General features: G+C 72.1%; 12 protein-coding genes. 5 read left to right on the top strand and 7 right to left on the bottom strand.

Annotation, left to right across the window (positions count from 1 at the left end; translation table 11 throughout):
• Positions 1-81: 81 nt before the first annotated feature.
• The gene (gene nagB / locus ABZ340_RS24650; RefSeq protein WP_358783982.1) at positions 82-867 is read right to left on the bottom strand and encodes a glucosamine-6-phosphate deaminase; all 786 of its coding nucleotides are present in this window, start codon (positions 865-867) and stop codon (positions 82-84) included.
• Between the two features lie 479 nt (positions 868-1,346).
• Here nagB and ABZ340_RS24645 point away from each other — a divergent pair, with 479 nt between their 5' ends.
• Positions 1,347-2,417, top strand: a complete 1,071-nt coding sequence (locus ABZ340_RS24645; RefSeq protein WP_358783981.1) for an SIS domain-containing protein — start codon at positions 1,347-1,349, stop codon at positions 2,415-2,417.
• Between the two features lie 32 nt (positions 2,418-2,449).
• On the opposite strand, the gene ABZ340_RS24640 is transcribed toward ABZ340_RS24645, so the two are convergent.
• Positions 2,450-3,202, bottom strand: coding sequence for an SDR family oxidoreductase (locus ABZ340_RS24640; RefSeq protein WP_358783980.1), 753 nt, complete (start codon positions 3,200-3,202; stop codon positions 2,450-2,452).
• A gap of 231 nt (positions 3,203-3,433) precedes the next feature.
• Here ABZ340_RS24640 and ABZ340_RS24635 point away from each other — a divergent pair, with 231 nt between their 5' ends.
• A complete protein-coding gene (locus ABZ340_RS24635) occupies positions 3,434-4,042 on the top strand; it encodes a TetR/AcrR family transcriptional regulator (protein ID WP_358783987.1) in 609 nt (202 codons plus the stop codon).
• 527 nt (positions 4,043-4,569) lie between these two features.
• Positions 4,570-6,036, top strand: a complete 1,467-nt coding sequence (locus ABZ340_RS24630; RefSeq protein WP_358783986.1) for a PAS domain-containing sensor histidine kinase — start codon at positions 4,570-4,572, stop codon at positions 6,034-6,036.
• Between the two features lie 266 nt (positions 6,037-6,302).
• On the opposite strand, the gene ABZ340_RS24625 is transcribed toward ABZ340_RS24630, so the two are convergent.
• Both ABZ340_RS24625 and ABZ340_RS24620 read right to left on the bottom strand, forming a co-directional pair.
• Positions 6,303-6,560: a WhiB family transcriptional regulator gene (locus ABZ340_RS24625; protein WP_029383210.1), complete on the bottom strand. Its 258-nt coding sequence runs from the start codon at positions 6,558-6,560 to the stop codon at positions 6,303-6,305.
• Positions 6,561-6,879: 319 nt separating this feature from the next.
• The gene (locus ABZ340_RS24620; protein ID WP_358783979.1) at positions 6,880-7,848 is read right to left on the bottom strand and encodes a diacylglycerol kinase family protein; all 969 of its coding nucleotides are present in this window, start codon (positions 7,846-7,848) and stop codon (positions 6,880-6,882) included.
• Between the two features lie 134 nt (positions 7,849-7,982).
• Between ABZ340_RS24620 and ABZ340_RS24615 the strand changes: the two genes are divergently transcribed.
• Positions 7,983-8,438, top strand: coding sequence for a hypothetical protein (locus tag ABZ340_RS24615; protein ID WP_358783978.1), 456 nt, complete (start codon positions 7,983-7,985; stop codon positions 8,436-8,438).
• A gap of 86 nt (positions 8,439-8,524) precedes the next feature.
• Here the strand turns inward: ABZ340_RS24615 and ABZ340_RS24610 are convergent, their stop codons facing one another.
• The 3 genes from ABZ340_RS24610 to ABZ340_RS24600 all read right to left on the bottom strand — a co-directional run bounded on the left by ABZ340_RS24610 (position 8,525) and on the right by ABZ340_RS24600 (position 10,573).
• Positions 8,525-9,631: an RNA polymerase sigma factor SigF gene (locus ABZ340_RS24610; RefSeq protein ID WP_358783977.1), complete on the bottom strand. Its 1,107-nt coding sequence runs from the start codon at positions 9,629-9,631 to the stop codon at positions 8,525-8,527.
• Between the two features lie 17 nt (positions 9,632-9,648).
• The gene (locus ABZ340_RS24605; RefSeq protein WP_055624136.1) at positions 9,649-10,062 is read right to left on the bottom strand and encodes a hypothetical protein; all 414 of its coding nucleotides are present in this window, start codon (positions 10,060-10,062) and stop codon (positions 9,649-9,651) included.
• Positions 10,063-10,312: 250 nt separating this feature from the next.
• Positions 10,313-10,573: a UBP-type zinc finger domain-containing protein gene (locus tag ABZ340_RS24600; protein WP_358783976.1), complete on the bottom strand. Its 261-nt coding sequence runs from the start codon at positions 10,571-10,573 to the stop codon at positions 10,313-10,315.
• 61 nt (positions 10,574-10,634) lie between these two features.
• On the opposite strand from ABZ340_RS24600, the gene ABZ340_RS24595 reads away from it, so the two are divergent.
• On the top strand, positions 10,635-12,233 hold the full coding sequence (locus tag ABZ340_RS24595) for a Na+/H+ antiporter (RefSeq protein ID WP_358783975.1): 1,599 nt from the start codon (positions 10,635-10,637) through the stop codon (positions 12,231-12,233).
• Positions 12,234-12,241 lie beyond the last annotated feature (8 nt).

The following is a 12,241-nucleotide window of genomic DNA, read 5'->3' as shown; positions in this document are numbered from 1 at the left end:
GGTCCTCCTCGGCCGAGGAGGACCGGCGCCTTCCGCCGTCCTGAAGCGCGTGTCCCTGGGGACGGACGATGACGGACGGGGTCAGATCCCCTGCCAGGCGGGCTTGTTGGCGTAGGTGTGCCGGAAGTAGTCGGCGAGCTTCAGCTTGGACGCGGCGGCCTCGTCGACGACGACCGTGGCGTGCGGGTGCAGCTGGAGCGCGGAGGCCGGGCACACGGCCGCGACGGGACCCTCGACGGTCGCGGCGACCGCGTCCGCCTTGCCCTCCCCGGTGGCGAGCAGCACCAGGTGCCGCGCCTCCAGGATCGTGCCGATGCCCTGCGTGATCACGTGGTGCGGCACCTGCCCGATGTCACCGTCGAAGAAGCGCGCGTTGTCGATCCGGGTCTGCTCGGTCAGCGTCTTGATCCGGGTCCGCGAGGCCAGCGACGAGCAGGGCTCGTTGAAGCCGATGTGCCCGTCGGTGCCGATCCCCAGCAGCTGGAGGTCCACCCCGCCGGCCTCGGCCAGCGCCCTGTCGTACGCCTCGCAGGCCCCCTGCACGTCCTCGGCCGTCCCGTCGGGGCCCATGAACGCGTCCATGCCGATCCCGAGCGGCTCCAGCACCTCCCGCCGCAGCACCGAGCGGTAGGACTCCGGGTGCTCCGCAGGCAGCCCCACGTACTCGTCGAGCTGGGCGATCCGGGCGCGCGAGGTGTCCACGGCACCCGAGCGCACCTTGGCTGCGAGCGCCTCGTACACGGGCAGCGGCGTCGAGCCGGTGGCCACTCCGAGCAGGGCGTCGGGCTTGCGCCGGAGCAGCTGCGCCATGGCCTCGGCTATGAGCTCGCCGCCCGCCCTGGCGTCGGGAACGATGACAACTTCCACGCTGGCCTGCCGTTTCGAAGAGGGGAGTTCGAGAGCACCCGAAGGGCTATGTGGTTTAGACCAATCTAACAGAGCGGCACGCCTCCTCCCAGGGCCTCTCCGACCCACCTCCCGGACCCTCCCGGCCCCTCCTCCCAGCCCCCCGCCCCTCCTCCCAGCCCCCCGGCCTCCCTCTCAGGCCCCCGGCCTCCCTCTCAGGCCCCCGGCCCCACCTCCCAGGCCCCCGACCCCACCTCCCAGGCCCCCGACCCCTCCTCTCAGGCCCCCGGCCCCACCTCCCAGGTCCTCGCGGACCTTTCTCCCAGGGCCTCCCGGACCTGCCGGGAGGCCCTCCTCCCCGGGACACCGCCCGTCCGGCCGCCCGGTCGCCGCCCAGCGCGGGCGCTCCCGACGCGGAGGGAGTGCAATGGACGGCACAGGCACAGGCACAGGCACAGGCACAGGCACAGGCACCGCGCCCGCGACCCGGGAGGAACCGCATGACCGCCACCGCACCGGACGACCACCGCGAGCTCCCCGGCCGGATCATGGCCCGGGAGATGGCCGAGCAGCCCGCCGTCCTGCGCCGGATCCTCGCCGAGGGCGCCCCCGCCGTCCGCCGGGTGGCCGAGGAGATCGCCGCCCGCTCTCCCCGCTTCGTCCTGCTGACCGCCCGCGGCACCTCCGACAACGCCGCCCTGTACGCCAAGTACCTGCTGGAGATCCGTCTCGGCCTGCCCTGCGGCCTGACCTCCATGTCGACCATCACGGCCTACGGCGCCCGCCCCGACCTCACCGACGTCCTCGCCGTCACCGTCAGCCAGTCGGGCGGCTCCCCGGACCTGGTGGCCTCCACCCGCGCCGCGCGCGAGGCCGGCGCGATCACGCTGGCGGTCACCAACAACCCCGACTCCTCCCTGGCCGGCGTCTCCGAGTACCACATCGACATCATGGCCGGACCGGAGAAGGCCCTCCCCGCGACCAAGACCTACACCGCCTCCCTCCTCACGCTCTACCTCTTTGCCGAGGGCCTGCGCGGCGGCGACGGGGCCCCCGCGCAGGTCCTGCCCGACCTCGCCGCACAGCTCCTCGGCCGGCACGACGAGGTCCGCGCCCTCGCCGCCCGCTACCGCTTCGCCGAGCGCATGGTGATCACCTCCCGCGGCTACGGCTACCCCACCGCCAGGGAGGCCGCCCTGAAGCTGATGGAGACCAGCTACATCCCCGCCCTGTCCTACTCCGGCGCCGATCTGCTCCACGGCCCGCTCGCCATGGTCGACAACGTGTCACCGGTGATCGCGGTCGTCACCGCCGGCAAGGGCGGCGAGGCCCTCCAGCCCGTCCTCGACCGCCTGCGCGGCCGGGGCGCCGATCTGATGGTGGTCGGCCCCCGGCGCCACGTCGAGAAGGCGTCGGCCGGGTTCGTCCTGCCCACCGAGGGGGTGCCCGAGGAACTCCAGGCCGTCCTGGAGATCATCCCCCTCCAGCTCCTGGCCTACGAGATCACCATCGCCCGCGGCCAGGACCCGGACGCGCCCCGCGCCCTGGCGAAGGTGACCGAGACACACTGACGCCGGCCTTCTCCTGCGCCGTTCCGCGCCGCCTACGTCAGCGAACCCCCCGTCACGTCCACCCAGCCCCCCGTCATCCACCTGCCGCCGTCCGAGACCAGGAACGCCACCACGTCGGCGACGTCGGCCGGGCTGCCCACCCCGCCCAGCGCGGAGATCGCCGCGGCCTTCGCCCAGCCGTCGGGGCTCCCGTGCAGCAGCTCGGCCGTGTTGTCCGTCTCGATGATCCCGGGCGCCAGCGAGTTCACCGTGATCCTCCGCGCTCCCAGGATCTTGGACAGGTCCCGGGAGAACACGTCCAGCGCGCCCTTCGACATCGCGTACGCCACGTTGTCCGGCATCACCGCCGTGCGGGCGAGCCCCGACGAGATGTTGACGACCCGGCCGCCGTCCCGCAGCCGCGTCAGGCCGTGCTTGAGGATGAAGAACGGCGCCTTCACGTTCACGGCGAAGACCCGGTCGAACTCCTCCTCCGTTATCTCCCCGATCGGCCGCGCGCTGCCGATCCCGGCGTTGTTCACCAGGATGTCCAGCCCGTCCGCGTGCCGGTCGAACTCCTCCCACAGTGCCTCGGCGTCCCCGGGCGCCCCCAGCTCCACCCCGATCGCGAACGCCGAGCCGCCCGCCGCCTCGATCGCGGCGACCGTCTCCTTCGCCGCCGTCTCGTTCCTGCCGTAGTGCACCGCGACCCGTGCGCCGTCACGCCCCAGCCGCTCGGCGATCCCGCGCCCGATCCCTCTGCTCGCCCCCGTCACGAGAGCCGTCCTGCCCGTGAGCACGCCCATACCGGCGCCCCCTCCTCATTTCTCTAGCGGTCGCTACAGAAAAACCGTACAACGGCCCGCCGACATTTATCTAGTGCCCGCTATAAAATGCATCCCATGGTGAGCAGCGAACGGCGGGAAGGCGGCCCGGACGCCGGGCGGACCGGGACGGGGGCGGAGCGGACCGCCGCAGAGACGGAGCGGGCGGCTGCAGGGACGAAGCAGGCGGCCGCAGGGACGAAGCAGGCGGCCATGGGGGCGGCACGCACCCCCCGCCCCCGTGGCCGCCCCCGCTCCTTCGACCGCGCCACGGCCCTGGAGAAGGCCCTGATGGCCTTCTGGGAACGCGGCTACGAGGCCACGTCCGTCTCCGACCTGACCGGCGCGATGGACATCGGCGCGCCGAGCCTCTACGCGGCCTTCGGTGACAAGAGGTCCCTGTTCGAGGAGGCCGTGCAGGTCTACGGCGAGCGGTACGGCTCCTTCGGTGACCGCGCCCTGGCCGAGGAGCCCACCGCCCGCGCGGCCGTGGAACGCACGCTGCGCGAGGCCGCCGCCGAGTACACGGCCCCCGGCCGCCCGCACGGCTGCATGGTGATCCACGCCGCCGCCAACTGCTCCACCCCGGAGGTCGAGGAGTCCCTGCGCCGCCGGCGCAACGCGAACATCGCCGCGTTCGAGCGCCGCATCCGGGCCGACGTCGACGCCGGCCTGCTGCCGCCGGACACCGACGCCGCCGCCCTCGCCCGGCACACCGGCGCGATGATCCAGGGCATGTCCCAGCAGGCCCGCGACGGCGCGACCCGCGAGGAACTGGAGGCGCTCGCCGAAATTGCCATGACCGTCTGGCCCCGCACATGAGCCAACGGAGTTAGGCTTCATCCGGGTGCCCGGACGTCCGGGCGCTGATGGATGAGCGCCGTTGAACGAGCATCGTTGGATGGGCACCGTTGAACGAGCACCGTTGGACGGGCACCGTTGGACGGGCACTGTTGAACGAGTGCCGGTGGACGAGCACGACTGGAAGCGACCGCGGCGGACGAGCACGACGAACGAACGCGACGAACACCGTCCGCCGCATGGACACGGACAGTGGTCTAGTCCACAATGGCGACCACGGCACCTCGCACGAGGTGAACGTCGGACTTCCGCCTTCCCCGCACAGGAGGGCGGACCGAGGAACCGGAGCTCTCTGCCCTGACTGCCCCGGGTCCTCACCCTTCGGCCGACCGGGACCGCACACCCACGGCCGATGTTGCTCCGGGCTGCGGTGCCGGGAGGGTTGAGGGTCCCTCTCAGGCGCCGCGGCCCGCGGGTGTCTCCGCGCCCGCGGTGGCCGGTTTCGAGCGATGCCCAAACGTGCGGGTACGCTCACACACGTGCCCTCCATGAACGAACTCGTACGCCAGCACACCGCTCTCGACGACTCCGACCTCGAGTGGCTCCACCTGCTGGTCTCGGAGTGGCAGCTCCTCTCCGACCTCTCCTTCGCCGATCTGGTCCTGTGGGTCCCCACCCGCGACGGCACCCGGTACGTCTCGGTCGCGCAGATGCGCCCCAACACCGGCCCGACCTCGTACCAGGACGACATGGTCGGCCACCTCGTCCCGCGCGGCCGGCGCCCCATGCTGGACGTCGCCCTCGACGAGGGGCGGATCGTCCGCGAGGGCGACCCGGAGTGGCGCGAGGAGGTCCCGGTCCGCGTCGAGTCGATCCCCGTACGGCGTCAGGGCCGCGTCCTCGGTGTCATCGCGCGCAACACCAACCTGCTCACCGTGCGCACCCCGAGCCGCCTGGAGCTCACGTACCTCCAGAGCGCCTCCGACCTCGCGCAGATGATCGCGGCCGGCGCCTTCCCGTTCGAGAACCAGCAGGTCGACATGGACGCCTCGCCCCGGGTCGGCGACGGCCTGATCCGGCTGGACGCGGACGGCATCGTCCAGTACGCCTCCCCGAACGCGCTGTCGGCGTACCACCGCATGGGCCTCGCCGCCGACCTGGTCGGCCACCACCTCGGCAGGACCACCGCCGAACTCGCCCCGTCCCGCGGTCCGGTGGACGAGGCGCTCGCCAAGGTCGCCAGCGGCTGGGCACCGCGCGAGTTCGAGATCGAGGCCCACGACGGCGTGATCCAGTTCCGCGCGATCCCCCTCAAGCCCAAGGGCACGCGCATCGGTTCGCTGGTGCTGCTGCGCGATGTGACCGAACTGCGGCGCCGTGAACGCGAATTGATCACAAAGGACGCCACCATCCGGGAGATCCACCACCGGGTGAAGAACAACCTCCAGACGGTGGCCGCCCTGCTCCGCCTCCAGGCCCGGCGCATAGGGTCCGACCGTGGGCGCGAGGCTCTCGAAGAGGCCGTGCGCCGGGTCGGCTCCATCGCGATCGTGCACGAGACGCTGTCGCAGAACCTCGACGAGCGCGTGGAGTTCGACGACATCGCCGACCGCGTGCTGGCGATGGTCGCCGAGATCTCCCCGGGCAAGGTCACCGGCCGGCGCACCGGCCGCTTCGGCATCCTGGACGCCGAGGTCGCCACACCGCTGTCGATGGTGCTGACCGAGATCCTCCAGAACGCCCTGGAGCACGGGTTCCGCGAGGGCGACACCGGAACGGTCGAGGTCTCCGCGGTCCGTGGCGGCACAGTGAAGGAGGCCCGCCTGCTGGTGACCGTCCAGGACGACGGCGTGGGCCTGCCGGAGGGCTTCGACCCGCACCGCTCCGGCAACCTCGGGCTGCAGATCGTCCGCACCCTGGTGGAGGGCGAGCTCGGCGGCACCTTCGACATGGTCCCGGCTCCCGGGCGCGGCACGCGGGTGATCCTGGACATCCCGGCCCGGGCACAGAAGTAGAAGGACCGGGCTGCCGCCGGGGGCGGCGTCCCGCCCGACTCCCTTGAGGCGCGGGGGAGTTGCGCCTCGGGGTGACGGACGGCAAAAAGCCCCGGACCACCAGGGGTGGTCCGGGGCCAGTGCTCGTGCGATGGCGGTTCCCCCGGTTCGAGCGAAGTCGACGAGCGGGGGAGCATCGGGGGTACTGCGCGCTGCGGCTCGGGGGCGGGGGTTGCGTACGCGCTGTACGCGCCGCCAAGCTCAGGCTGTCAGCAGGGGGTGGCCGGTCAGGCGGAGGCCTGACGGGCCCGGTTGCGGGCGGCGCGGCGCTTCATCGCGCGGCGCTCGTCCTCGCTGAGACCACCCCAGACGCCGGAGTCCTGGCCGGACTCGAGCGCCCACTGCAGACACTGCTCGATCACCGGGCAGCGACGGCAGACGGCCTTGGCTTCCTCGATCTGCAGCAGCGCAGGACCGGTGTTGCCGATGGGGAAGAAGAGCTCGGGGTCTTCCTCGCGGCAAACGGCGCGGTGACGCCAGTCCATGGCTGCTACCTCTCCTTGGTATGACTGTGCAGGTTGCTTGTGAATGTGAACGCTTTCACGAATCCCTCAACAAGTGAAGGGCCTACCGCCGGTTCCCCGGCGTGGGTCCTTGGTTTGGAGAGGGGTTCTGGCGATCTGTGGAGGCCGGTGTTGCGGGCCGTCCCGATCGCCTCCTAGAGACTCGCAAACCTCAGCGGCGGATACAACCCCTTCCGGAAAGTTTTTTTTGATTCTTCGGTGTCGACTAGGTCACAGCCGTACTTCCATGGGGTGGATCCTGGCCTAAACGTTCGAGTGAAAGGACTTTGGCCCCTTCTGCTCACACAATCACACGCAGTGCACGGCGTACGCCTGTGAACGTCACGCTTGTCCGCAGCCCCAGGTGGTCACCGTCCATCTGGAGGGGCAGCGGCACCTTCGATTGCAAGGTGAACTCGGTCAGATCGTGCAGTGAGACCGCATGCCTGCCATGGGGTCCGCGCTCGGGGGACGAAGTGAGCAACTGGGTGCCATACCGGGCAACCGCGGCCGTGGACAGGCGGCTGAGACCGAAGACATCGAGCCCGGTATCGAACGAGGCCTTAGGCGACGCGTAGATCGGGCGATTGCCGAGAAACGTCCACGGCGAGGTGTTCGAGACTATGGACAGCACCAGGTCGGTGACCGGTTCCTCGCCGGCCCGCTCCAGGCTGATCGTCCCGCTGCGGCGGTGCGGCTCCCCGACGAGCTGGCGCACCACCTGCCGTACGTACAGCGCGTGCGTCGACTTCTTGCCGCGTTCGCGGTGCTGCTCGACCCGGCCGACCACACCGGCGTCGAACCCCAGACCGGCGTTGAAGGTGAACCAGCGGGCCGGCACCGCCTCGTCCTCCGAGCCCGGCGTGCCGGAGGCCAGGCCCAGCCCGACGGTGCGCTCGCCGCCCTGGCGCAGCGCGTCCAGCAGGGCGCCAGTGGCCTCCACGGCGTGGTTGGGCAGGCCGAGGGCGCGGGCGAAGACGTTGGTGGAGCCGCCGGGGACCACGGCGAGGCCGGGCAGGTGCTCCGGGTCGGGGCCGGCGTGCAGCAGCCCGTTGACGACCTCGTTGACCGTGCCGTCGCCGCCGAGGGCCACCACCAGGTCGACGTCCTCGCTCTCGGCCGCCTGCCGGCCGAGGTCGCGGGCGTGACCGCGGTACTCCGTGGTGACCGCCTCCAGCTTCATCTCGCTGGCGAGCGCGCGGATCAGTACGTCGCGCGTACGCGCACTCGTGGTGGTAGCCGCCGGATTGACCACGAGAAGTGCACGCATGGGTTGCAGGGTACCTACTGGGCGGTACCGGGCCCAGACCGAGGTGGTGATCGGACGGGAGCCGGGCAGGGGCCGGCGAGCGCCCCCGCGGACCTGTCCGCGGGCGTTCGCGCCGTGCGGGCTACCCTTCAGGGGTGAGCAGTGAGCAGACCCCCGCCCCCGAAGCCGCCGAGTCCGCCGTGGAGACGGATTCCCGTCCGGGACGGCTGACCGCGGCGGCCGGACTCAACGCTCTGGAGGGGCTGGCACTCGTCGTCGGCGGCGCCTGGATGCTGGTGGCGGGGCTCACGGGCCACCCCGACGACCGGACCTCGGCCGTCACCGGCGGTGTCACCCTGATCGTCCTCGCCCTGCTGCCGCTGCTCGCCGCCCGCGGACTGCTCGGCCGGCGCGGCTGGAGCCGGGGCCCCGCCGTCATCACGCAGATCATGGCGCTGCCCGTGGCCTACAACCTGCTGCAGGCCGACAGCATCGCCATCCCGGCGGGGATCGCGCTCGCGGTGGTGGCCGTGGCGGCGCTCGTCCTGATCGTGCACCCCGAGACGACCCGGGCCCTCGGGATCCGGGGGCCCGGCAACGCGCCGAAGTGATCCACCGGGGAGCCGGGGCTCACCCCTCGGCCGCTCCCGGACTTCTCACCGGCCGCTTTCCGGCACCTCCTGCCACTCCTCGCCCGCTACTCCTCGACGAGGAGCTTCTCCCGCAGCTGCGCCAGCGTGCGCGCCAGCAGCCGGGAGACGTGCATCTGGGAGATGCCGACCTCCTGCGCGATCTGCGACTGGGTCATGTTGCCGAAGAAGCGCAGCAGCAGGATCCGCTTCTCGCGCGGCGGCAGGTCCTCCAGCAGCGGCTTGAGCGACTCCCGGTACTCCACGCCCTCCAGCGCCTCGTCCTCGGCGCCGAGGGTGTCCGCGACCGCCGGGGACTCGTCGTCGGTGTCGGGCACGTCCAGCGACAGCGTGGAGTACGCGTTCGCGGACTCCAGGCCCTCCAGGACCTCCTCCTCCGAGATCGACAGCTTCTCGGCGAGCTCGTGGACCGTGGGGGAGCGGCCGTGCAGCTGGGAGAGCTCGGCCGTCGCCGTCGTCAGGGACAGGCGCAGCTCCTGCAGCCGGCGCGGCACCCGCACCGCCCAGCCCTTGTCGCGGAAGTGCCGCTTGATCTCGCCGACCACCGTCGGGGTCGCGTACGTCGAGAACTCCACCCCGCGGTCCGGGTCGAAGCGGTCGACGGACTTGATCAGCCCGATGGTGGCGACCTGGGTCAGGTCGTCCAGCGGCTCGCCGCGGTTGCGGAAGCGGCGCGCGAGGTGCTCGACGAGCGGCAGGTGCATGCGGACCAGCCGGTTGCGCAGCTCCGCGTACTCGGGGCTGTCCTTCTCCAGCGCGCGCAGCTCGGTGAAGAGGGCGCGCGCCCCGCTGCGGTCCTGCGGATCGTGCGTGCCCTGGGCGCCGCGCGCGGCCGGCGCCTCGTCCTCGGAGTGTCGCTCGTGCTCGCTCATCGTCCCGCCCGTCGCCCTTTCCCGAGCCCGCGCCCGAGCCCGGACCGGCCGGACGGGGGTGCCCCCGATCCGCCCGTCCGCGGGCGCGCTCCGCACGGCACCGTCCTCGTCCCCGGCCCGCTGCCCGTCCGCCGGGAGGCCGGCCCCCACGGGGGCGTCCTCCGGGTGCGGCCGGGCCTGCTCGGGGATGCCGTCGATGCCGTCCGCCGTGCGCGGGGCCTCGTTCGGAGAACGTGCGCCCTCGGCCGGCAGCTCCCGTGTGCCGCGCTCTTCGTCCCGCACCGGCCCGTCCCCGTTCCTCACGCCGGCCCGGGTCCCGCGCCGCGCTGTTTGTAGAGGCTGATCGAAACGGTTTTGTCCTCGTCCACGGCGGAGGAGACCTTGCCCGCGAGGGCGGACAGGACGGTCCAGGCGAAGGTGTCCCGCGAGGGGGCGTGACCGTCGGTGGTCGGCGCCGAGACGGTGACCTCGAGCGAGTCGTCGACGAGGCGGAAGACACAGCTGAGGACCGAGCCGGGCACGGCCTGCTGGAGCAGGATCGCGCAGGCCTCGTCCACCGCGATGCGCAGGTCCTCGATCTCGTCGAGGGTGAAGTCCAAACGGGCCGCGAGACCGGCCGTGGCCGTCCGCAGCACCGACAGGTAGGCACCCGCAGCCGGCAGCCGGACTTCGACGAAGTCCTGGGTCACGGGCTCGCCTGCGATCTGGGACACCCTCACCTCCAAGGTGGTACAAGTGTTTCAGGGCCGAGGGTCGCCCCTCGGGGTAACGCGATACGTGGTTCAGCGGTGACGTTATCGCGCTCCGAACATTCCTGTCCCCGAGACCCCAACCCCTTGCTGTCACTCATAGTAAACACGCGAATACGCACAGTGGCTAGGGGTTGGGCGGGCCCAAATCGGCAGAGCGCGCGCCGGATTGACGTACCCAGACGTCAGGCGGTCGAACCGTCCCGGGCCGGGGTCACACGAGGACGTGGTCGACGAAGCACCAGCGCCAGTTCTCCCCGGGTTCGAAGGTCCGCATCACCGGGTGGCCGGTGTCCTCGTGGTGCTCCGTCGCGTGCCGCCCGGGCGAGGAGTCGCAGCAGCCGACGTGACCGCAGGTGAGGCAGAGCCGCAGCTGCACCGGGTCCGTGCCCTCGGCCAGGCATTCGGGGCAGGTCCCGCTCAGCGGCTCGGGTTCCGGGTGCGGCAGCGCGTCGGCGTGCGTGCACTGTTTCATGATTGCCAGATTACGACGGGTGTGCGGGCGACCGCGCGGGAGAAGAGGCGGGCGAGGGCGCATGGACGTGATGCCGCTGCTGTTGCTGGTGGCGGGGAGCGCGGCGGTCGCCGCGGCGGCCCGGCGCACCCCGGTGCCGGGGCCGCTGCTGCTGGTCGCCGCCGGACTGGCGGTGTCGTACCTGCCCGGTGTGCCCGCCTACACCCTCGACCCGCACGTCGTCCTGCCGCTGCTGCTGCCCCCGCTGCTGTACACGGCGGCCGGCGACAGTTCCTACCTGGACCTGCGCGCGCAGCTGCGGCCGGTGGCGCTGCTGTCGGTCGGGTACGTCCTCTTCGCCACCTTCGCCGTCGGCTGGGCCGCCTACCTGATCGTGCCGGACCTGCCGCTGACCGCGGCACTGGTGCTCGGCGCGGTGGTGGCACCGCCGGACGCCGTCGCGGCCACGGCGGTCGCGCGCCGGGTGGGGCTGCCGTCCCGGATCACGACGATCCTCCAGGGCGAGTCCCTGGTGAACGACGCCACCGCGATCACCGCCTACAAGGTGGCGCTGGCGGCGGCGGTCGGCGAGGGCGCCACCTGGGCGGGCGGCATCGGGGAGTTCCTGATCGCCGCGGCCGGCGGCGTCGGCGTCGGGCTGGTGCTGATGGTGCCGATCCAGTGGCTGCGCACCCATGTGCGGGAGGCGCTGCTGCAGAACACGCTCTCCCTGCTGATCCCGTTCGCCGCCTACGCGGCGGCCGAGCAGGTGCACGCCTCCGGGGTCCTGGCGGTGGTCGTCGTCGCGCTCCATCTCGGCCATCGCGCGGGGGAGGTCGATTTCGCCACCCGCCTCCAGGAGGACGCGGTGTGGAAGATGGTGGCGTTCGTCCTGGAATCATCCGTGTTCGCCTTGATCGGACTGCAGCTGCCCGTGGTCCTCGACGGCCTGGGCGCGTACGCGGGCGCGGACGCTGCCCGGTACGCGATCGCCCTCTTCCTGGTCGTCGTCGCGGCCCGGTTCGTGTGGGTGTACCCGGCGACCTTCCTGCCCCGGATGCTGTCGGCGCGCATCCGCGCGCGCGAGGAGGAGACCACCTGGAAGGCGCCGTTCGTCATCGGCTGGGCGGGCATGCGCGGCGTGGTCTCGCTCGCGATCGCCTTCTCCATTCCGCACACCGTGCACGGCGGCGAGCCCTTCCCCGGACGCGACCTCATCCTGTTCCTGACCTTCACCACGGTCATCGGCACGCTGGTCGTGCAGGGCGTGACGCTGCCGCCGCTGATCCGCCTGCTGCGGTTTCCCGGACGGGACGTGCAGGCCGAGACGCTCGCGGAGGCCAACGCCCAGGCGCAGGCCTCACGGGCCGCCGAGCAGCGCCTGGAGGAGCTGCTGTCGGACGAGCGCAACGCGCTCCCGGGGCCGCTCGCCGACCGCCTGCGCACGGTCCTGGAACGCCGCCGCAACGCCGTGTGGGAGCGGCTCGGCCGGCCCAACCCGGTCACCGGCGAGAGCGCCGACGACACCTACCGGCGGCTGTCCCGGGAGATGATCGGCGCCGAGCGCGAGGTGTTCGTCAGGCTGCGCGACGGCCGCCACATCGACGACGAGATGCTCCGGACGCTGCTGCGCCGGCTGGACCTGGAGGAGGCGGCGGCGTACCGGGAGACCGCCCCGTGAGCGGGGCC

It is taken from the genome of Streptomyces sp. NPDC006134, assembly GCF_040628835.1.
In the GTDB taxonomy this organism is placed as follows: domain Bacteria; phylum Actinomycetota; class Actinomycetes; order Streptomycetales; family Streptomycetaceae; genus Streptomyces.
The sequence above is the reverse complement of the archived record's forward strand: the minus strand, read 5'-3'. Positions and strand labels throughout refer to the sequence as shown.